General features: G+C 45.5%; 17 protein-coding genes and 2 pseudogenes. 18 read left to right on the top strand and 1 reads right to left on the bottom strand.

The window, feature by feature from the left end:
• Window positions 1–23: 23 nt before the first annotated feature.
• The 14 genes and pseudogenes from V9W66_RS05005 to V9W66_RS04940 all read left to right on the top strand — a co-directional run bounded on the left by V9W66_RS05005 (window position 24) and on the right by V9W66_RS04940 (window position 15,501).
• Window positions 24–575, top strand: a complete 552-nt coding sequence (locus V9W66_RS05005) for a hypothetical protein (RefSeq protein WP_144095564.1) — start codon at window positions 24–26, stop codon at window positions 573–575.
• Window positions 568–2,307 (top strand): ABC transporter ATP-binding protein, encoded by a 1,740-nt coding sequence (locus tag V9W66_RS05000; RefSeq protein WP_144095562.1) that lies wholly within the window; start codon window positions 568–570, stop codon window positions 2,305–2,307. Before V9W66_RS05005 ends, V9W66_RS05000 begins: the two co-directional genes overlap by 8 nt.
• Window positions 2,304–4,043 carry an ABC transporter ATP-binding protein gene (locus V9W66_RS04995; protein WP_186290114.1) on the top strand — a complete coding sequence of 580 codons (1,740 nt, stop codon included), beginning with the start codon at window positions 2,304–2,306 and terminating at the stop codon, window positions 4,041–4,043. Before V9W66_RS05000 ends, V9W66_RS04995 begins: the two co-directional genes overlap by 4 nt.
• The gene (locus tag V9W66_RS04990) at window positions 4,043–4,426 is read left to right on the top strand and encodes a metal-dependent transcriptional regulator (protein ID WP_144095558.1); all 384 of its coding nucleotides are present in this window, start codon (window positions 4,043–4,045) and stop codon (window positions 4,424–4,426) included. Before V9W66_RS04995 ends, V9W66_RS04990 begins: the two co-directional genes overlap by 1 nt.
• Window positions 4,427–4,955: 529 nt before the next feature.
• The gene (locus V9W66_RS04985) at window positions 4,956–5,321 is read left to right on the top strand and encodes a hypothetical protein (RefSeq protein ID WP_055195003.1); all 366 of its coding nucleotides are present in this window, start codon (window positions 4,956–4,958) and stop codon (window positions 5,319–5,321) included.
• 86 nt (window positions 5,322–5,407) lie between these two features.
• Window positions 5,408–6,232: pseudogene (locus V9W66_RS04980) on the top strand (VirD4-like conjugal transfer protein, CD1115 family); the annotation flags it as partial.
• Between the two features lie 46 nt (window positions 6,233–6,278).
• Window positions 6,279–7,082 (top strand): annotated as a pseudogene (locus V9W66_RS04975) (relaxase/mobilization nuclease domain-containing protein); the annotation flags it as partial.
• Between the two features lie 333 nt (window positions 7,083–7,415).
• The gene (locus V9W66_RS04970; RefSeq protein ID WP_058722592.1) at window positions 7,416–8,366 is read left to right on the top strand and encodes a helix-turn-helix domain-containing protein; all 951 of its coding nucleotides are present in this window, start codon (window positions 7,416–7,418) and stop codon (window positions 8,364–8,366) included.
• 128 nt (window positions 8,367–8,494) lie between these two features.
• Window positions 8,495–9,199, top strand: a complete 705-nt coding sequence (locus V9W66_RS04965; protein WP_058722591.1) for an energy-coupling factor transporter transmembrane component T — start codon at window positions 8,495–8,497, stop codon at window positions 9,197–9,199.
• Window positions 9,196–10,614: an ABC transporter ATP-binding protein gene (locus V9W66_RS04960; protein ID WP_243121823.1), complete on the top strand. Its 1,419-nt coding sequence runs from the start codon at window positions 9,196–9,198 to the stop codon at window positions 10,612–10,614. The genes V9W66_RS04965 and V9W66_RS04960 overlap by 4 nt, the downstream gene beginning before the upstream one ends.
• A gap of 32 nt (window positions 10,615–10,646) precedes the next feature.
• Entirely contained in the window at window positions 10,647–11,264 is a 618-nt protein-coding gene (locus V9W66_RS04955; protein ID WP_058722589.1) for an MptD family putative ECF transporter S component, read from the top strand.
• A gap of 159 nt (window positions 11,265–11,423) precedes the next feature.
• Window positions 11,424–13,238 carry an ABC transporter ATP-binding protein gene (locus V9W66_RS04950; protein ID WP_144095550.1) on the top strand — a complete coding sequence of 605 codons (1,815 nt, stop codon included), beginning with the start codon at window positions 11,424–11,426 and terminating at the stop codon, window positions 13,236–13,238.
• A 2-nt stretch (window positions 13,239–13,240) separates the two neighbouring features.
• A complete protein-coding gene (locus tag V9W66_RS04945) occupies window positions 13,241–14,977 on the top strand; it encodes an ABC transporter ATP-binding protein (protein WP_144095548.1) in 1,737 nt (578 codons plus the stop codon).
• Between the two features lie 107 nt (window positions 14,978–15,084).
• Window positions 15,085–15,501, top strand: a complete 417-nt coding sequence (locus tag V9W66_RS04940) for a metal-dependent transcriptional regulator (protein ID WP_144095546.1) — start codon at window positions 15,085–15,087, stop codon at window positions 15,499–15,501.
• A gap of 317 nt (window positions 15,502–15,818) precedes the next feature.
• On the opposite strand, the gene V9W66_RS04935 is transcribed toward V9W66_RS04940, so the two are convergent.
• A complete protein-coding gene (locus V9W66_RS04935) occupies window positions 15,819–16,175 on the bottom strand; it encodes a helix-turn-helix transcriptional regulator (protein WP_144095544.1) in 357 nt (118 codons plus the stop codon).
• Window positions 16,176–16,459: 284 nt separating this feature from the next.
• Here V9W66_RS04935 and V9W66_RS04930 point away from each other — a divergent pair, with 284 nt between their 5' ends.
• From V9W66_RS04930 to V9W66_RS04915, 4 genes are all read left to right on the top strand, one after another.
• On the top strand, window positions 16,460–17,077 hold the full coding sequence (locus tag V9W66_RS04930; RefSeq protein ID WP_144095542.1) for a TetR/AcrR family transcriptional regulator: 618 nt from the start codon (window positions 16,460–16,462) through the stop codon (window positions 17,075–17,077).
• Entirely contained in the window at window positions 16,989–17,309 is a 321-nt protein-coding gene (locus tag V9W66_RS04925; protein ID WP_334296083.1) for a cysteine-rich KTR domain-containing protein, read from the top strand. Before V9W66_RS04930 ends, V9W66_RS04925 begins: the two co-directional genes overlap by 89 nt.
• Window positions 17,310–17,394: 85 nt before the next feature.
• Window positions 17,395–19,143 carry an ABC transporter ATP-binding protein gene (locus tag V9W66_RS04920; RefSeq protein ID WP_144095538.1) on the top strand — a complete coding sequence of 583 codons (1,749 nt, stop codon included), beginning with the start codon at window positions 17,395–17,397 and terminating at the stop codon, window positions 19,141–19,143.
• Window positions 19,140–20,888: an ABC transporter ATP-binding protein gene (locus tag V9W66_RS04915; RefSeq protein WP_144095536.1), complete on the top strand. Its 1,749-nt coding sequence runs from the start codon at window positions 19,140–19,142 to the stop codon at window positions 20,886–20,888. Before V9W66_RS04920 ends, V9W66_RS04915 begins: the two co-directional genes overlap by 4 nt.
• The last annotated feature ends 4 nt before the right edge of the window (window positions 20,889–20,892 follow it).

Below are 20,892 nucleotides of genomic sequence, written 5' to 3'. Positions count from 1 at the left end.
CTCCAAAATTTGGGAAAGGCACCATGCAGAGCTTTGAAGTGATGCCTGGTGCTGAAATTGTTTATAGCAATGTTCATATCACAACTCCAATTCAAAAGAACATCCAATGTAAAGATCGTTTTATTGAAGTCACCTATTGCTTTCATGGGCGAGTGAATATGCTGTTCAGCAACCAGCCGGAGATGGTTATGAGCGACCATTATATTTCTGTTTTCAATGGTGCAAGCCACCTGAAAAGCTGTGATTTTGGGGAAGAACCTTTTGTTGGTGTTTCAGTGGTGGCTTATCTGCCGCAGATCATAAACAGCCTGAATATCATGCTGGGGACAATCGCGTTTGACGAGGACATGAATTTTCAAGGGCTTTTTACAGCGGGCGGTTGCTTTATAGCACCGGCGAAAAAAAGCGTGGAGCATATTTTTACCGAACTGCTCTTGCTGCCGGAACAGTACCGCAATTACCTTATGCGTATTAAAGTCATGGAACTATTGCTATACCTGGTTGGCAAAATGGAGTATCGGACAGATTTTGGAATTTCACTATTCCGCAAGGAGGAGATGAATTGTAATGAGTGATGTAAAAGCTCTGTTTGGACTAATTGATAAGAAAAATAAGCGTCGCCTGATCGGCGCGGTAATCTGCTGCGTCCTGTCTGTTTTGTGCGGCATCCTGCCCTATTTGGGCGTTTGGGGCATTGTGACCTGTTTTCTGAATGAACGGACAGAGAATCTTTTTCAATATGTGTGCCTGATTGCCGCAGCAATCATTTTGAAACATCTGCTGTTTGGAACCGGCACAAAAATCTCTCACAAGGTAGCCTACCAGACATTGGGGGAAACCCGTAAAAAGCTGTTCCGTAAAATTGCCCGTTTACCAATGGGCTATGTGAAAACAACGGCATCCGGGCAGGTCAAAACGATCATTATGGACAATATGGAACAGTTGGAGACATTTTACGCCCATAACATTCCAGAGATTATTTCTGGTCTCGCTGTACCGCTATGTATGGAAATCCTGCTGGCGATATTGGACATTAGGGTAGCCGGTATCATGCTGATTCCGGTCGTTCTGTTTATTCTTGTCGGTATTCTTATGATTATCGTTCAGATGAAAAAAATGGACGAATTTAATCAGGCGTTTGCCGACGTCAGCGTTAAGACGGTGGAATATGTCAACGGTATGAAAGAACTGAAGATATTTGCCGCCGACGAATCCACTTATGGCCGCCTGTCAGAAAGCATCCGCACTTACAGCACCGTTGTAACAGAGTGGTTCCAAAGCTGCTTGAAATATGTTGCTTTCAATCATGCCGACTTAAACAGCAACCTTGTGTTCTTATTTCCACTTGCCGGTTTGATGTACCTCTCCGGCAGCGTGACAGCGGCCAGCTATATTATGTATCTGTTTATGGGGCTTGCCATGCTGATTCCGTTGGAAACTGTTTCTAATAACTTTGATTATATCGGCATGAACGCTTCTGTTGCAAAAAAGATAGACGAAATTCTGAAGCTGGATGAAATGGCGGATACGACCTCGAAGGCAGAACTTTCCGACCACACGATTGTGTTTGAACACGTTACATTTTCCTATGGGGAAGGACAGCCGGTATTAAAAGATGTCTCATTTACTGTTCCTGACGGAAAAGTAACTGCGCTCGTCGGTGTTTCCGGCAGCGGTAAAAGTACGGCGGCCAGCCTGATCTGCCGGTTTTGGGATATAACCGAGGGACAGATTTGCCTGGGAGGCGTACCGCTGAACCAGATTCCGCTATCCGATCTGATGTCCCAGATCTCCTTTGTGACCCAGAATACGTTCCTATTCAAAAAGAGTATCCGGGAAAACATTATGATGGGAAACCCAGAGGCCACGGAGGAAGAAATGATGCAGGCAGCAAAGGATGCCGTATGTCACGACTTTATTATGCGGCTTCCAAAGGGCTATGACACAGTGATAGACAAGGAAACCAAGTTGAGCGGTGGCGAAAAACAGAGAATCACATTGGCAAGGGCGATTCTGAAAAATGCGCCGGTTGTGATTCTTGACGAGGCAACGGCTTACATTGATGCCGACAATGAAGATTTACTGCAAAAAGCGCTGGCTAAATTATCTGAGGAAAAAACCGTACTCGTAATAGCGCACCGTCTTTCCAGTATCAAGGAAGCTGATTCGATTGTGGTTCTGGAACAGGGCGAAGTGATTGACTGCGGCACACATGATGAATTGATAAACCGTTGCTCCCCGTATCGGGATATGTGGGCGGCCTTTGAGAAATCCGATCAATGGAAAATGGGAGGTGTAAACGCATGATTGCTATGATACGGAAATTCTTAGACCTTGCAGGCGAGCGCAAAAAGCAGCTTTATCTTGCGTGGCTGTTTCAGGCGTTGACCTCAATTTGTGAGGGCGCGATATATTTCATGCTGTTCCTTGCGATAAAAGATATTTTGGGCGGCTCGTTTACAAAGGAAAAACTGATACAGTATAGCCTTATGTTTCTGATCTATACTGTCCTGCATTTTGTTTTTTATTACTTTACGATTGCAAAACAGCGCCCGGTATCTTATGCCATGATGCGGGATGAACGTCTTTCGATTGCGGCTAAAATTAAACGTTTCCCGCTTCATTACTTTACAAAAGACAAGATCAGCCAACTTACTTCTCTGTTCACAACGGATTTAGGCTTTGTGGAAATGAACATTATGGAGATTATCGCCGGTTTTATTTCCAGTATGGCTATGACTGTTATTTTCGATCTTATGTTGTTTCTTGTAGATTGGAGAATGGCTTTGCTGCTCCTTGTAGGAATTATACCCGGCTATCTCTTGTATCAACGCTTTCAAAAAAGTATGGTACAGTGTGGAGAGCAAAAGAAAAACTGTCAAGTGGCTATGATTGATTCAACGCTGGAATATGTACAAGGTATGGAAACAATTAAAGCATACCAACTGGAACATTCTGGCAAACTGGCAGAAAAACAGGTAGATGGATATTGCGCTGCATCTGATCGCTATGAATCCACATTAACAAACTGGAATATGGCCTATAAAATTTGCTTGAATATAGGTTTGTTTTTGAGTTTAGGAATTGGTATCTCTCTGTTTCAGTCCGGCACATTGTCCCCTGCTACTTATCTGTTTTTTGCGATTATGGGCATTATCTTTTACCGTCCATTAGAAGCTCTCATGGGGTCTTTTGCTATGATGAATCTTGCAAATGCTTCATTGGACAACATATCAGAGATACATAACTTACCTGATGAAAAGGTAAAACAGGGGAACAGGCCGTTTACAGATATACAGTCGGATGTCCAGTTTGAAGATGTATCATTCAGCTATGACGGCAAACGCACGGCTGTAAATCATATAAGTTTTTCAGCAAAGCCAGGAACCATTACCGCATTAGTTGGTCCCTCTGGAAGTGGAAAATCTACTTTGCTAAATCTAATTCCAGGGTTTCTTACTCCTGAAACTGGGAGAATCCTTTTGAACGGGCAGGACACGACAACTTTAGAGCATAGCGATTTAATCCGTCACGTCAGCATTGTTTTTCAGGACGTGTATCTGTTTCAAGACACGATGATGAACAATATCCGCATGGGAAATCAAAATGCGACGGACAAACAGGTAATAGAAGCGGCAAAGAAAGCCCATTGTCACGAATTTATAGAAAAACTTCCGCAGGGTTATCAGACGGTTATCAATGAGGGCGGAGCAAGTCTGTCCGGCGGTGAACGCCAGAGAGTTGCGATTGCAAGAGCAATTCTGAAAGATTCTCCAATTATCCTTTTAGATGAAGCTCTTTCCAGCCTAGATGCGGAAAATGCCGTTATAATTCAAAAGGGTATCGAAGAAATGATTAAAGGAAAGACCGTTTTCCTTGTATCGCATACCTTGTCTTATATCCAAAATGCAGATCAAATACTTGTATTATCAGACGGAGCATTGCAAGGCTGCGGAAAGCATGATGAATTATTGCAGACCGTATCTCTTTATAAGACTATGTGGGAAAAAGAAAACTCTATAAAGAACTGGAAATTAACATAATGAGCAGCAAGAACAAACTTCATGCGTCCGGGGAGGACTACCTGGAAACCATCCTTGTTCTCCAAAAGAAACTCGGTATGGTATGCTCCGTAGATGTGGCCCGGCACATGGAGATGTCAAAGCCCAGCGTGTGCCATGCAGTGTCTACCTTGCGGGACGGCGGCTTTCTTATGATGGACGAAGATCACTTTCTCCATCTGACCAATGTGGGCCGCGAGGTAGCCGAAAAAATCTACGAGCGTCACTGCTTCTTTACCGAGCAGCTTATCACCGCAGGCGTTGACCCCAAAACTGCGGAGGCCGATGCCTGTCGTATTGAACACATCATCAGCGATGAGAGTTTTGACCGGCTGAAAGAGGCAGCCGAACAAGAGCAAAACTAAAACCGAATAAGCCAAGCGATCCTGCCCCGACCAACGGGGAAAAGAAAAAAACCGTTGCAGGGCAGGCAGCTTCGTGCGCCCATAATGGATTTTCAAGGACTGCGGCGGTTTTGAGTACATCAAGGCCGCCGTTTCTTATGCCCTCGACAAAGGAGTGACGACTACACGCTGACACGGCGGCTTTAGGAGGGAACCGCCATGAAGCACATTGACCGCCGACAAATTCAGACGATATTTCACTACCGTCAAAAAAGCCCAGTCAACGAACAGGCCCCGTCTGGCAGCCGGTGCGAAAATTGTCATTCTGTAAGTGAATATTGGAGTTTTTGCGCTCGAATAGCTTTCTGCTGTCCGGGCGTTTTTTCATACCTGTGGGGCCGTAACATCGGGCCAGCATGGCCCGAGCGATAAAATCAAGCGTATGCTCAAAAAGGAAATTCAGCAGATGTGACAGACTGATAAACGAAGCCGCCTTGTGCTAAACTGATGGTGGTACGCACCAAAACTTTTATCTAAGGAGGACATGAAAATGCTGTACACAGAAAAAGAGAAAAATGAGATTGAGCGCGTCCGTAAAGTGTTCGAGAAACACATCCAACAAATGACTGCTTATGATTTGGTTTGGTCGGACAAGGTCGGCTATGTGTGGCTGGCAATATCTATCGACCCAGTCTATATTGATACCGGCAACTGGATAGAGTCCGCTGCTGGCCTTTGTTATGAGTGCTTGAATGATATAGCACTGGATGTTTTTGGAATGACCGGAAACGACCATGACTTCGAGGACGCCGATCCGCTGGAACTGGCCGAGATTAAGCGGCGCTGGAAACCCTATATCGGCCAACTGCCGGAATATGCGTACCTTTGCGACGAACTGTTAAGCAGGAGCAAATAACCCATCCGCAAAAGTGTCAGGAGCTAAAATCTGCTTCTGGCACTTTTTTTGTGGCTTTTTTGTGAATTTGATTAAAAAGTCCTTGACAACTCGTTTCGGGCAAAACCGCTAAGTCGATTTTGATTTCCTGCGGTGCGCGTCTTGTCGTATTTGATATTGCGGAGCTGCGCGAGGTTACATCCTACGATGAGTTGGAACTGGATACGCTGGGAGACAGAAAAACGGCTCTGTTCCTCATTATGAGTGATACGGATGACAGTTTTAACTTTCTCATTTCCATGTGCTACACCCAGTTATTCAACCTGCTTTGTGAAAAGGCCGATGATGTGTATGGCGGCAGGCTTCCGGTTCATGTGCGCTGTCTGATTGATGAGTGTGCCAACATCGGGCAGATTCCGAAGCTGGAAAAGCTGGTGGCCACCATCCGAAGCCGTGAAATCTCTGCCTGTCTGGTGTTGCAGGCACAGAGCCAGCTCAAGGCAATTTACAAAGATAATGCCGATACCATCATCGGCAATATGGATACTTCCATCTTCCTGGGTGGCAAAGAGCCAACAACGCTGAAAGAGCTGGCGGCTGTTCTGGGAAAGGAGACCATAGACACTTACAACACCGGAGAGAGCCGGGGACGGGAGACCTCCCACTCGCTCAACTATCAGAAATTGGGAAAAGAGCTGATGAGCCAGGACGAGCTGGCAGTTATGGATGGCGGCAAGTGCATCTTGCAGTTGCGCGGTGTGCGTCCGTTTCTTTCAGACAAGTATGACATTACCAGACACCCTAATTTCAAATACACAGCTGATGCAGACAAGCGAAATACCTTTGATATTGAAGCATTTTTGTCTGCCAGACTAAAACTCAAGCCTGATGAGGTCTGCGATGTATATGAAGTAGACACGGAGGGCGTGTAACACAGTTCCGCTGAGAAAGGAGTGATCGTATCTATTTGCCGCAACTGCCTCTGTTGAAGAACTGCTGAAGCTGTTGCGAGAATATGGTTGTGAAGTTTCAAAGCGCGGAAAATCGTATCGACTGAAACTCTCTGGTTGGGAGAAAGCCGCCCGCATGGACAGTCTGGGCGAAGGATATGGATTGGGAGATTTGCGGGCAGTTCTCTTAGGGAAGAAAGCACATACCCCGCGAAAGAAAACAGTCACACAGGCAGAGCCGCCGAAGGTCAATCTGCTGGTGGACATTCAGGCAAAATTGCCGGCTGGAAAAGGTGCTGGCTATGCTCGATGGGCTAAAGTTTTTAATCTGAAACAAATGTCGCAGACCATGAATTACCTGTCAGAGAACAATCTGCTGGAGTATGCGGTTTTGGAAGAAAAGGCTGCGGCTGCCACGGCACATCACAATGATCTTTCAGCGCAGATCAAAGTGGCTGAAAAGCGCATGGCAGAGATCGCTGTTCTGCGTACTCACATCGTAAATTATGCCAAGACCCGTGAGGTCTATGTGGCATACCGCAAGGCGGGTTACTCTAAGAAATTCCGGGAAGAACATGAGGAAGAAATTCTGCTCCACCAGGCTGCTAAGAATGCCTTTGATGAGATGGGAGTCAAGAAGCTTCCCAAGGTCAAAGAGTTGCAGACGGAGTACGCGAAATTGCTGGAAGAAAAGAAAAAGACCTATGCCGAGTACCGGCGTTCCCGTGAGGAAATGCGGGAGCTTTTAACGGCAAAGGCAAATGTAGATCGAGTGCTGGAAATGGAGGTAGAACAGGATGTTGAAAAAGAAAAAGACCACGGCCAGCGGTAAGCTGGTCCTGGTCAAAAGCGTTCGCAGGCACTGGACATCCGGGGGATGTCCGCTTAGTGCCGACCGGAGTGGAACGGAGACCGCGCAGCCACAGAATGATATTCTGTGTTCAAAGGGGCTTGGGGGCGCTGCTCTCAACAAGCAAGCGGAGAGGAAAACCACAAAGGGATTTTCTTATCTGCGGGCCTGTGTGTATTAACACAGGCATTGCTTGCCAGTATTATCCCGAATCTGGACTCGTAAAAACATGAACGGGCTATTTTCTTGAATTTCGTCCAGGCGTGTGTTATTATAAAATCAGTAAGTTATAATTAACTGATTGGAGTGAGGATAATGGGAAATGCCAGTTTCAATCAAGACTGGTACGGTATGCAGGCCAAAGTTCTGGCGCAAAGTGATGATCGTGTAGTCGTAGATTATGGCTGCAAAGGCCGGGGAATTGTAAAAAACTATAATCTGTTTGAGGGAATACAGCTTTGTTTCCTCGATTTTGAATCAGATGAGTCTATGGAAACACAAAAGTTTAATCCAGATATTATTCAGATCACGCACTGCCAGACCGGCCGGTATGAATGTGAATTTGCTAACCACACTGTATCGTATTTGCCAGAGGGCTATTTTAGCGTTGCGGCAACAGAGCATTTGCCGGTTTCCTTTTCTTTCCCTTTGGGAAAATATTACGGCGTCAGCCTCGTCATTGACCGTCAGGCGCTTTCAGATGGAACACGCCGGATGATGCAGACAATCCCTATTGACCTTGATAAAATAGGAACAACGCTGGGACTTGAAACACGGTGGTATGTCAGTGATACCCCAGCGCAGTTGAAGCATCTGTTTTCAGAATTATATTCTGCTGCTGAGACGGAGCCAATCGGCTATTTCAAAATCAAAGCTATCGAATTACTATACCACATGGATCAGTTGACACAGATTAACGGGTGCGATTTGAAGTATTTTGATAAGAAACAGATACAGACCACAAAAGCGATACGAGAATACCTCATTTCCCATTTGGATGAAAAAGTGTCTCTGGAGCAGTTGGCAAAGGAAGCACACTTAAACCTCTCTGTTTTTCATTTGGTTTTTTCTCATATCTACGGAGACACACCCTATGCGTATCTCAAAAAATACAAAATGAATTTAGCAGCCCAGTGGCTCTCGGAAGATAAAATGAAAATCGGGGATATAGCTTTAGAACTCGGATATAGCAATGCCAGCAAATTTGCTAAAGCGTTTCAATCTGTGTATGGGATGTTACCAAAGGACTATCGAAAAAATAAATAGGAAGAACGGGCTATTTTCTGCATCATCTCAAAGGAATGGAGCGGAAAAAATTGAGGGACTGTGTATAATGGGTTGATGTAGTTAGCTTTGTCTAACTACATCAACCCATTTTTAGGAGGTGGTGATTTGTGCTTGTTATAGACACACGAATAAAGTTGTTGTTATTCATTCTTATCAACTTTATGGTGTTCGGCTTGAAGGATTTCATTCTTGGCAGCGTGTGTTTTTTCTTTATCTGTATCCTTTCGTGCCTGATGGGGCAGAAAAAGATTGTATTGAAATACCTTATCTTTTATGTGGTAATTGCGGCCATACAGCAGCTTTGCGCCTTCCTTCCCCAGGCCATCGAAACTATTTTGTCGATCTTCACATTGTTTATTCGGGTGATGATACCCGTGGTACTCTTTGCCTCAACCTTTATCGCTACAACGAAAGTCAGCGAATTGATTGCGGCCATGTACTCGCTAAAAATTCCTCGGAGCATTACCATTACATTCGCTATGGTATTGCGCTTTTTTCCTACTTTCAGTGAGGAGATCCACAATATCTATGACGCGATGAAGTTAAGAGGCATCGCACTTTCGTGGAAAAATGTATTCACGCGCCCTGTGCTCATTCTGGAGGCAATCGCTATCCCCATCGTGATGCGCTCTGCTTCGATTGCAGAAGAATTATCTGCTTCTGCGGTGACACGAGGCATTGATAATCCGGCACAACGAACTTCGTTCATTCAGCTAAAAGTTCATGCTAAAGATTGGATGGTACTGTGCTTCTTTCTTGTTGCCTTCGTTGTGCTGTTTTTCTGCAAATACCAGATATATGGGAGGATATGATGATGATTGATATTGACCATGTATCTTTTCAATATTCCGGCGCTGAACAGGAAAATCTGCAAGATTTCAATTTGCAGATTAAAAAGGGGGAGTGTGTTGTTCTCACTGGCGAATCTGGATGTGGAAAGACTTGTGTGACCAGGTTGATAAATACGCTTATTCCCCACTTTTACGAAGGGGAAATGTCCGGGGCGGTTCTCATTGACGGAGTTGATACCCGCACGATCCAACCGCACGATTTGTCAGACAAGATAGGCTCTGTTTTCCAAAATCCGCGCAGTCAATTCTTCAGCCTGGATACGGACAGCGAGATTGTGTTTGGTATGGAAAATAAGGGGATGCCTTATCAAGTGATGTTGAACCGTTACCAACAGACTATCCGGGAATTACATATTGAAAAGTTAAAGGATCGCAACCTGTTTGACTTGTCCGGCGGACAAAAGCAGACCATAGCCTTTGCCAGCGTTTACGCATTAAATCCTGATATTTTTGTCTTGGACGAGCCTTCCTCAAACTTGGATCCAGATGCCATCCAAGAACTACGGCGGCTGCTTTTGCTGATTAAGGCGCAGGGAAAAACGATTGTTGTATCCGAACATCGCCTTTACTTCTTGAATGGGATTGCAGACCGCATTGTCCTTATGGAACATGGTAAGCTGAAACAATCTTGGTCCGCCCGTGATTTTGCTTTACTCAGTACCGAGCAAATCAAGGCGCTGGGACTTAGAAGCTATACGCCTGCAAGGTTAGAACTTCCCGAAACAATGCCATCTCGAAACGATACCCCGGCTGTCGAAGTTAAAGATCTTGCGATAGGATATGAGAAAGGGAAACCCGTGGCGCAGCACCTGAATTTTCGTGTCTACCCAGGAGAAATTGTTGGTGTGGTAGGAAAAAATGGCTGTGGGAAATCAACTTTAGCCAGGACCTTATGTGGCTTGCAGAAGGAACTCCGTGGAGAAGTTCTATACCAAAACAGTATGATCCCAAGCAAACGGCGGATCAGGAAAGCATATCTTGTCATGCAGGACCCGGACTATCAACTGTTTACCGATAGCGTTTACCAGGAACTACTGCTGGTATTATCTGACCAGAAGGATAAAGACGAAAAGAGAATAGACGATATTCTGGATGAGCTGAATTTGACGATTTATAAAGAGCGGCATCCAATGTCCCTATCAGGTGGGCAAAAGCAGCGCACTGCTATCGGCGTTGCGGCTCTTCGGGATGCAGAGGTACTTATTTTTGATGAGCCTACAAGCGGCTTGGACTACAAAAACATGGAGAGTGTTGCAGGAATTTTAAGTGCGCTGTCCAAAAGAGGGAAAGCCATCTTGGTGATTTCCCATGACAATGAACTACTGATGAAGATTTGTTCCCGTGTCATTCGCATGGACGAAAAGACTTCATCTTAGTTATATACCAATAATAGAAAGGGGCTATCTATATGAGTGAACAAGCAAAAGCTGTCGGCGTGTCCGACAAAATGAAGGCAAAGGACTATATTACACTGGGCATTTTTACGGTTCTGTTCTTTGCCGTAGTAATGGTGTGCATCTTTGCCTCCGCAGCTACCGTGGTGACCTTCGCGTTTGGAAGCGCCATTGCTGCAATTCCTGGAGGCATTATCTATATGCTGATGCGCGCTAAAGTGCCAAAGGCCGGGAGCGTTCTGTTGAGCGGTGTGGTGATCGGCCTGATTGAGTTTCTGATTGGCGCAGGCTGGGCGGTTGCCGTCGGTTTTATTGCTGGTGCCGTAATTGCGGAGCTTCTGGCCCGTATCGGCCACTACAAGAGCTTCTGGCTGAATACCATTGGCTATTCCGTGTATATGATGTTCTTTGCGCTGGGAACCTATCTCCCTATGGTCATTATGACCGGCTATGTGGATGATATGTCTACGTCGAATGGTGTCAGCGCCGAGTATCTGACGGAGCTGCATAGCTTTATGAATGGAACAATGGTAGTCATCATCGCTGTTGTGACCTTCGTTGCAGGCATCGTCGGCGCTTTGATTGCAAAAGGCGTGTTCAAAAAGCATTTCCAGAAGGCAGGCATTGTCTAAGGGCAATATAGTTGCGACTAACTCCATGGTATCTTTGGGCTATTTTTGGCAGTGGAACAGAGTTATGGAGTAGCAGGCAATTTCAAAGGTTGATAAAATGAGTGGTGAGGTTAGAGATTGCCAACCTCACCACTTTCAATTTTAAGGAGGGTTAATGCTATGTCAAACGCAAAGTCGAAACAGGCAAAACCAAAGACGGGTTTGGCACGATGCATGGAATTGGCTGCTGACAGAAAGGGCCTTGTATTCTTAGCTGCGGTTCTTTCGTCACTGGCGGCCATTGCTTCGTTCATCCCGTACATAGCGGTCTATTTTATGATCCGCTCGATTATCGGTGTTTTCCCGAACTTGGATCAGTTGGATATGGGGATGGTCATGAATTATGGCTGGCTGGCGCTCGCCGGGATCGTGGCGAATATCCTGCTGTACTTTCTGGCTATTTTTAGTTCACACATGGCAGCGTTCGGAACGCTGTACGAGCTGAAGGTTCTCTTTGCAGACCATATTACGAAAATTCCACTTGGGTATCACCTGACGATTGGCAGCGGACGTCTGCGGAAAATCATGGATGAAAACATTGAAAGCGTAGAGGGCTTTATTGCTCATCAGTTCCCGGATTTTGTCGCTTCTATTACAGCTCCCATTGTCATGGTCATCATCCTGCTGGCCGTTGACTGGCGGTTCGGTCTTGCCTCTCTGGTCGGTATCATTCTGGCGTTTGTTGCGGAGTTCATTGGCTTTGGCAGTGGCGAGATGAAAGAGAATATGGGGAAATATCAAAAAGCCCTGGAAGAAATGAACAACGCTTCTGTGGAGTATGTTCGTGGAATGTCGGTTGTAAAGGCGTTCAACCAGACCGCATCTTCTTTCAAAAAGCTCAAAGAAGCGATTACCGGATATACAGAGTGGGTCCTGAAATTTTCCCTGGGCTGGCAGAACTGTATGCCCGCCTTCACCACAATCATCAATAATGTTTATCTGATCCTTGTACCTGTCGGGATTTTGATCGGTTCCAGGTCAGATGATTTTGCCGGGTTTGCCATGACCTTCATTTTCTATCTGCTCTTTGTACCCGCAATTTCCGGTGTACTGAACAAAATCATGTATATCTCCGAATCGTTCATGCAGATTGATGGGAATGTGGCTCGGATGGATGAAATTCTGAACATCCCTGAAATGCCGGAAACATCTCATCCTAAGAAACCTGTTGGGGATGATGTTGCTTTCCACGATGTCAGCTTTTCCTACACGGGGGATGTTTCCGAGAAAGCCCTGGAAAATGTATCTTTCTCAGCAAAACAGGGACAGATCACAGCTATTGTCGGTCCGTCCGGCGGCGGCAAGAGTACGATTGCCAATCTGATTTCTCGGTTTTGGGACGTATCTTCCGGCAGCATTACCATCGGCGGCGTAGATGTGCGCGATATGGCGGAGGATGACCTGATGCGCCATGTCAGCTTTGTGTTCCAGGATACTTTCCTGTTCAAGCAGAGCATCTTGGATAATATCCGTATGGGCAATCCTTCGGCCAGTGAGGAACAAGTGATTGCGGCGGCGAAAGCGGCGCAGTGCCACGAGTTCATCTCCAAACTGCCCAACGGGTATCATACGGTGGTCGGCTCCAAAGGCATCCATCTCTCTGGCGGCGAGCGCCAGCGAATTGCCATTGCGCGGGCCATTATCAAGGACTCGCCCATCATCGTGCTGGATGAGGCAACGGCGTTCAGCGACCCGGAGAATGAATACCTGATCCAGAAAGCTTTTGAAAAGCTGATGCAGGGTAAGACAGTTATCATCATCGCACACCGCCTCTCCACGATCCGCAATGCAGATAAGATTATTGTCATGGAGAAAGGGCACCTGATCGAAGAAGGAAAACATGACGAGCTGGTGGACGCAGGCGGACGCTATGCGCAAATGTGGAACCACTATACAGAAGCGATTGGCTGGAAAATCAGCGGAAAGGCGGTGTAACTATGAGCAGATTACAAAAAGCTCTCTTTTTATCAGACAAAGGTTACGCAGATCTGAAAAAAGCAATCTTCGCCTGCACATTGACGAACTTGGCTATGCTTCTTCCGTTCTGTGTAACTGTTATGATTTTCAGTGAAATTCTGACTCCCTTTGTCAATGGCGCCTCCATTCAGTGGAACCATATCTGGATGCTGTGGGGCGCGGGTATTGTTTCGGCCATTCTGGTATTTCTGGCTGCCAAAAACGATTACCGCAAAACCTATATTGCCTCATATAAAGAGTCGAACACGACCCGGCTTCGGATTGCGGAGCATCTGCGGAAACTTCCGATGAATTTCTTTAACACCAAGGACCTTTCTGAACTGACCACAAATATGATGGCAGATTGCAGCAGCATGGAATCCCTGCTCAGCAGCACGATCCCTCCGCTGATTGCAAACGGCATCACGGTGACCCTGACCTGCATCCTGCTGGCCTTCTTTGACTGGCGGCTTGCTTTGTACGTATTTATCACGGTTCCGATTGCCTTCCTCATTATCTGGCTCAGCCGGAACCATCAAAAGAAGCTGTTTGAAAAACAGGTTGACGCAAAGCTGGATGCTTCTGACCAGGTACAGGAATACTTGGAAGGCATGAAGATCATCAAGTCCTGCGGGCTGTCCGGTTCTCATTTCAGCGCGCTGGATAAAGCTCTGTTAGCAATGAAAAAAATCGCCATCAAAGTGGAGATGGCTGTCGGCGTGTTCATGTCCAGTGCAAGTATGATTTTGCAGGCTGGCATCGGTATCACGATTTTTGTTGGCGCTATTCTTCTAACACAAGGACAGATTGAGCTTCTTCCTCTGCTTATGTTCCTGCTGATGGTCACACGGATTTATGGACCGATCCTGGCGATCCTGGCGAACCTGTCCTCACTGCTGAATTTGAATGTGGTCACAAGTCGTATGCGTACCCTGCTCACTACCCCTGCGATGGACGGTGAAGGAAAAACTGTCCCGAACTGCGATATTGAGCTTTCCCATGTGACCTTTGCCTACAATCAGGAAGATGTCATCAAAGATGTTTCTTGTAAAATTCCCCAGGGGAGCGTGACTGCCCTTGTTGGCCCGTCCGGCTCCGGTAAAAGCACGATTTCCAAACTGATTGCCCGGTTTTGGGATGTTCAGCAGGGAAAGATCACCGTGGGCGGAAAAGACATTAAGAGTATGGAGCCGGAAAGTCTCATGTCTTATATGTCCTTCGTGTTCCAGGATGTGACCCTGTTCAATGATACGGTTATGAACAATATCCGTCTTGGCAATCCAAACGCAACGGACGATCAAGTAATTGCCGCGGCCAAAGCCGCCTATTGTGATGAATTTATCCGGGAAATGCCGGACGGGTATCAGACGGTCCTCGGTGAGAACGGCAGCACTCTTTCCGGCGGTGAGCGCCAGCGTATTTCCATCGCCCGCGCATTGCTGAAAAATGCGCCCATTATTCTGCTTGACGAGGCAACAGCATCCCTTGACCCGGAAAATGAAGTCCTGGTTCAAAAGGCGATTGCCAAACTGGTGGAGGGTAAGACGGTCATTATGATTGCTCACCGGCTCCGTACAGTTGTAGATGCAGACCAAATCCTCGTCCTTGACAATGGACGGTTGGTAGAGCATGGAACCCACGATGAGCTGATGAAGAAGAACGGTCTGTATCATAAGCTGTTCCATATTCAGCAGGAAAGCCTTGGCTGGGCCGTGTAATCATGAAACTTCATGTGCCCAGAGAGGAACATTTAGAAAGCATCTATTAGAAAGAAAGGGGGCGCACTATATTTTTTTCTTTAGTTGTCCGTGAAGCGATTGCGGAAATGCAAAAAAAGCAGGAACAAGAACGAAAAGAGTTTGTGAAGCCAGTAATAACTCCGTCCGGGGAGGACTACCTGGAAACCATCCTTGTTCTCCAAAAGAAACTCGGTATGGTACGCTCCGTAGATGTGGCCCGGCACATGGAGGTGTCAAAGCCCAGCGTGTGCCATGCAGTGGCTACCTTGCGGGACGGCGACTTTCTTACAATGGACGAAGATCACTTTCTCCATCTGACCAATGTGGGCCGCGAGGTTGCCGAAAAAATCTACGAGCGCCATTGCTTTTTTACCGAGCAGCTTATCATCGCCGCAGGCGTTGACCCAAAAACTGCGGAGGCCGACGCCTGCCGGATTGAACACATCATCAGCGATGAGAGCTTTTCGCGGCTGAAAGAGGCAGCCGCACAAGAGCAAGAATAAACCGAATAAGCCAAGCGATCCTGCCCCGCCAGACGGGGAAAGAAAAAAAACCGTTGCAGAGCAGGTAGCTTCGTGCGCCCATAATGGATTTTCAGGGTACTGCGGCGGTTTTGAGTAACATCAAGGCCGCCGTTCCTTATACGCCGCCTCCGTTCTTCATAAGGGTTTGGGACTATCCAAACAAGCAATTTTGAATTTTCGGGTAAGGGACCTGAGAATCTCAAAATTTGCAAGCGGGTACTCGCTTGCTGTGCTTGCCTCTTTTCTCCGAAAATGAAAAGAACCAGTGAGAGAATCGTTAAATTTCACTCACTGGCTCAATTCGTTTCAAATTTCTCGGACAATTCTGTCAGTTCTTTCACCGTTTCCTGGGTGTGATGCAACAGGGTGTCACGCATTTTCGGCGGACAGCTGGAATAAAGCATTTTTATCTGATTGATACCTTTATCCTCCAGAGAAATATCTGGATTTATAAGCGTATCTAAAGAGATGTGCAAGACTTTTGTCAATGCTCTCAAAATCAAATAGGAAGGATTCATTTTTTCTTTTTCGATATTGGCGATTTGCTTTACAGAAACATGGCTCAGATCAGAAAGTTCTTGTTGTGTCAGTTCTTTATTCTTTCGGGCTTCCCACATTTTCTGCCCTAAAGCAGTTAAATCATCAATCGGCATAATCGTTCACCTCAATAATATTGTATCGTTCCGGTTTATGCAAAGGAATAACCTTATTGTACCGATGAAAAGGTGCGATTATACCTATTTTGCCGTTGGAGTAATACTACAATTTGAAGCGGAGGTTTTGGATAGTCGATTAACAGTTTATATATCTATTTCAAGGTGTGTCAAGAAAGAGAAAAGTAGCCTCTTGACAAATAAATCTTCTCTGCTATAATAAAAACAGTGTTTTCGATACGACGTTTTAAAAACAATGTTTTGATAAGAAGGGGAGATGAAAGATGGCGAGCAGGGTTGAAGGATTTGACGAGAAAATTCTTGCCTGCGCAAAAGAAGAATTTTTGGAAAAAGGCTATACGGATGCTTCAATACGGACGATTGCCCAAAATGCTGGTGTCAGCACCAGCACAATATATACGCGGTATTCAGATAAAGAGGGATTATTCCGATTTCTTGTGGAACCAGCAGCTAACGGGCTGAAAGAGTTGTTGCGGCAGTCATTAAATGGTTTTTCTTCTTTGACGGAGCACGAGCAGAATGAAAAAATCATGGAATATTCAGATCGTGGTTTTGAAGGTGTGATTGCATATATCTATGAGTATTTTTCTGAATTTAAGCTGCTGATTACCAGAGCACCGGAAAACTACTATCAGGATTTTTTAGAAGGATTAGTAGAACTGGATACGGGCTGCACAAAAAAATTCTTGATTCAAGCTGGAAGTAAAGCTCTGGCAGAGGGACGCATTACAGATGGATTTTTACACGTTGTTTCCAGTGCTTTTTACTCCGGCATCTTTGAGGTAGTAATCCATGACATGCCGATGGAAGAAGCAAAGAAGTATATCAATGAATTGCGCTCTTTTTATGGGAATGGCTGGAAAGAATACTATCGAAAATAGGAAAGAAGGTGTGAAGAAAATGCAGAAAACAAAAGACTTTTGTGTGGACGAAAACGGATGGATACACTGCCCTTTTTGTAAATGCAGAACGCGGACAAAGATACGAGCAGATACTTCACTAAAGAACTTTCCAATATTTTGTCCCAAATGCAAACAGGAATGTTTGATAGATGTTGACAACATGAAAATACGATTATCAGTAGTGCCAGACGCTAAGACGCAGAGCCGATAATTTGTTTGTGTAAATCACATGACAGATTATCGGCTTATTTTTTTTAAATAAAAGTTAGCAAAAACTAACAGAAGGAGGGATTTATATGAATCAGTCACAGGGCGGCAATCCATTTGGCAGGCTTGTAGAGTTTGCAAGACCGCATAAGACGGGCTACATCATTTCTGTTGTTCTTGCTGTGTTGGGAGTTGCCTTTGGCATTGTTCCCTATTTTGCAACAGCCAGAATGACGATTGAGTTGCTCTCCGGGAATCGGGATTTATCATTTTATATGATGTGGTGTTTGATTTCCGGCGGTGGCTTTGTCCTAAAAGCGATATTGATGGGGATTTCCACAAGGGCATCCCATGAAGCAACCTTTGCAGTGCTGTCCGAGGCAAGGAGGAAAATTGCCTCAAAACTTACCAAAGTGCCGATGGGCTATATTCTCAACACTCCGTCCGGGCAGCTAAAAAATGGCATGGTGGAACGAATTGAACAGTTAGAGGTTCCCCTTGCTCATGTAATTCCGGAAATGACCTCAAATCTTCTCGTACCAATCGCAATCATCATTTATCTGTTCATTCTGGACTGGAGAATGGCGTTAGTATCGTTGATTACCATTCCTGTTGGAATGATGTGCTACATGGGAATGATGAAAGAATATCCCAAGAAGTATGGGGAAGTTGTAAAAGCCGGAAATCACATGAGCGCAACAACGGTAGAATACATCGGCGGTATTGAAGTTATTAAGGCGTTTAATCAGGCGGATAATTCCTATCAGAAATTTACAGATGCCGTTCATGCAAACGCAGACCTGATTTTAGACTGGATGAAAGACACACAAAAATATTCGGCAATTATGATGAGTGTATGGCCTGCGGCGCTGATCAGTGTACTTCCAGTTGGATGCCTGTTTTACATGAATGGTTCCCTGTCATCCGCTACCTTTATTACGGTTATTGTCCTGTCATTGGGAATTGCAGGCCCGCTTGTAGCCGCGATGTTCTTTACTGATGATATTGCAAAAATAGGCACCGTAATGGGCGAGATTGACGGGATATTAAACCAGCCGGAACTTGTCCGGCCAGAGGGAAAATACGATTTGCCAAACCTTGATATTTCTCTGGAAAATGTCTATTTTGCATACGACGAAAAAGAGGTCTTGAAAGGAATTAATCTGACAATTCCCCAAGGAAAGATTACAGCTTTTGTAGGACCGTCCGGCAGCGGAAAATCAACGATTGCAAAATTGATCGCGTCCTTTTGGGATGTGACCGGGGGATTGATTACGATTGGTGGTAAAAGCGTAAAAGAAATTTCTACCGACCAACTGAACGATTTAATTTCCTATGTATCGCAGGATAATTATCTGTTTAACGACACGGTGCGTAACAATATCCGTATGGGCAAACCGGAGGCAAGCGATTCCGAAGTGGAGCAGATTGCAAAGGCTTCCGGCTGCCACGAGTTTATTATGAATCTTGAACATGGATATGAAACCGTGGTTGGCGGTGCCGGAGGGCACTTGTCCGGTGGAGAACGCCAGAGAATTGCGATTGCCAGAGCTATGCTAAAAAACGCCCCGGTTGTGATTCTTGATGAAGCAACTTCCTATACTGACCCAGAAAATGAAGCGGTAATACAGGAGGCCATCAGCCGATTGACAAAGGGAAAAACATTGATTGTAATTGCTCACCGCTTGTCCACAATAACGGATGCCGACCAGATCGTTGTTGTAAAGGATGGGACAATCCAAGCGAAGGGAACGCATGAGGAATTACTAAAAGAGTGCAGTCTTTATCATACGATGTGGACAGCCCATATGGGTGCAAAGGAGGTGAAAACAGTATGATACATTCTTTTAGAAAATTTTTTGAATTTGCGGGCCGCCAGAGCCGAAACTGGTATTTAGGACTCTTTTATGAAATCATACGGTGCATTTTAGAGGCTCTGCAATTTGCTGCCCTTCTAGTAGTGCTGGACGGATTAGTCCATGATAATATCACCGCACAGACTGCGCTTTTAGCCTTCGGTATTATGCTGGTCAGTGTAATCGGCACCGCTATTTTCTGGTATCTGGCGCATGGAAAAGAAGGCGAAGGCAGCTACCGAATGTGTGAGGATAAGAGGATTCAAATTGGCAACCGTATGAAATATATGCCGATGGGTTATTTCAATAGCCATAGTCTGGGCAACCTCACATCCGTTTCAACAGCGACTATGAGCGACCTTGAAAGCATGTCCTTTGCTGTTATCGTACGGACTTTGGTTGGTGTAATCCACGCAAGTATCTTTTCTGTTGCCATGAGCTATTTTAGCTGGAAGATCAGTTTGATTTTTTTTACTGGCGTAATTTTGTTCATGGTAATTAACACAATGCTCCTGCGCTGCTCCAAAAGATTATCTCCCATACGGTTAGATGCACAAACAGAATTTATGGACGCTGTACTGGAATACATACAGGGAATGAGCGTTGTGCGAGCGTTCCACATGGCAAAGCAATCAAATACTACACTGGAAAAATCTATTGACGAAACACAGAGGAAAAACCAGCTTATTGAAAGACAGCGGATTCCCTATATAGCTGCCGAGCAGGTTGTCCTTCGGATTGCCAGTGCCGCTGCTGCTTTCTGCTCTATCGCTCTTTTCATAAACGGCACGCTGGAATTGACATATTGTCTGATCATTTTGGTATCGGCGTTCATGGTATATAGCCAGTTGGAAAGCGCGGGAGAAATGTTCTTTATGCTTTCCATGATCGATGCTTCTATTGACCGTGTGGAAGAAATCAACCAAAGTCCTCAGATTGACATTGACGGCAAAGAACAGACCCCAGACCGGCTGGACATTGAAATGCAGGATGTGAGTTTTTCCTATGGGGATAAAAAAGTAATCGACCATGTATCGCTCACAATTCCACAAGGAACCACAACGGCGATTGTCGGTCCGTCAGGTTCTGGAAAAACAACACTGGTAAATTTAATCGCACGTTTTTGGGATGTTGACAGCGGCAGCGTCCGTATCGGCGGCATTGATGTCAAAGATTATAAGCTGGACAGCCTGATGAAAAATATTAGCATGGTATTCCAGAATGTGTATCTGTTCCCTGACACGATTGAGAACAATATCAAATTCGGCTGCCCTAACGCCACCCATGAAGATGTCGTAAAGGCAGCAAAGGCGGCAAGGTGCCATGACTTCATCTCAGCATTACCGGAGGGTTACCAGACGGTAATCGGAGAAAGCGGTGCAACCATTTCCGGCGGTGAAAAGCAGAGGATTTCTATTGCAAGAGCGATTATGAAAGATGCGCCCATCATTATTCTTGACGAGGCCACAGCAAATGTTGATCCCGAAAATGAAGCCGAGCTTCAGAGAGCGATTGAGGCGCTGACACAGGGAAAAACAATTATTATGATTGCTCATCGGTTGAAAACTGTAAAAAATGCAGATCAAATCATCGTTATCGACCGTGGTAAAATCTCTCAGCAAGGTACGCATGATGAGCTTATCAAACAAGCAGGTATTTACGCGGATTTTGTTGGCATGAGAGAAAAAGCTATCGGTTGGAAAATCAAGGCAGACAGCCTTGCATAAAAGA

The sequence above is a fragment of the Blautia massiliensis (ex Durand et al. 2017) genome (genome assembly GCF_051861785.1).
Taxonomy (GTDB): Bacteria; Bacillota; Clostridia; order Lachnospirales; family Lachnospiraceae; genus Blautia_A; species Blautia_A luti_A.
The sequence above is the reverse complement of the archived record's forward strand: the minus strand, read 5'-3'. Positions and strand labels throughout refer to the sequence as shown.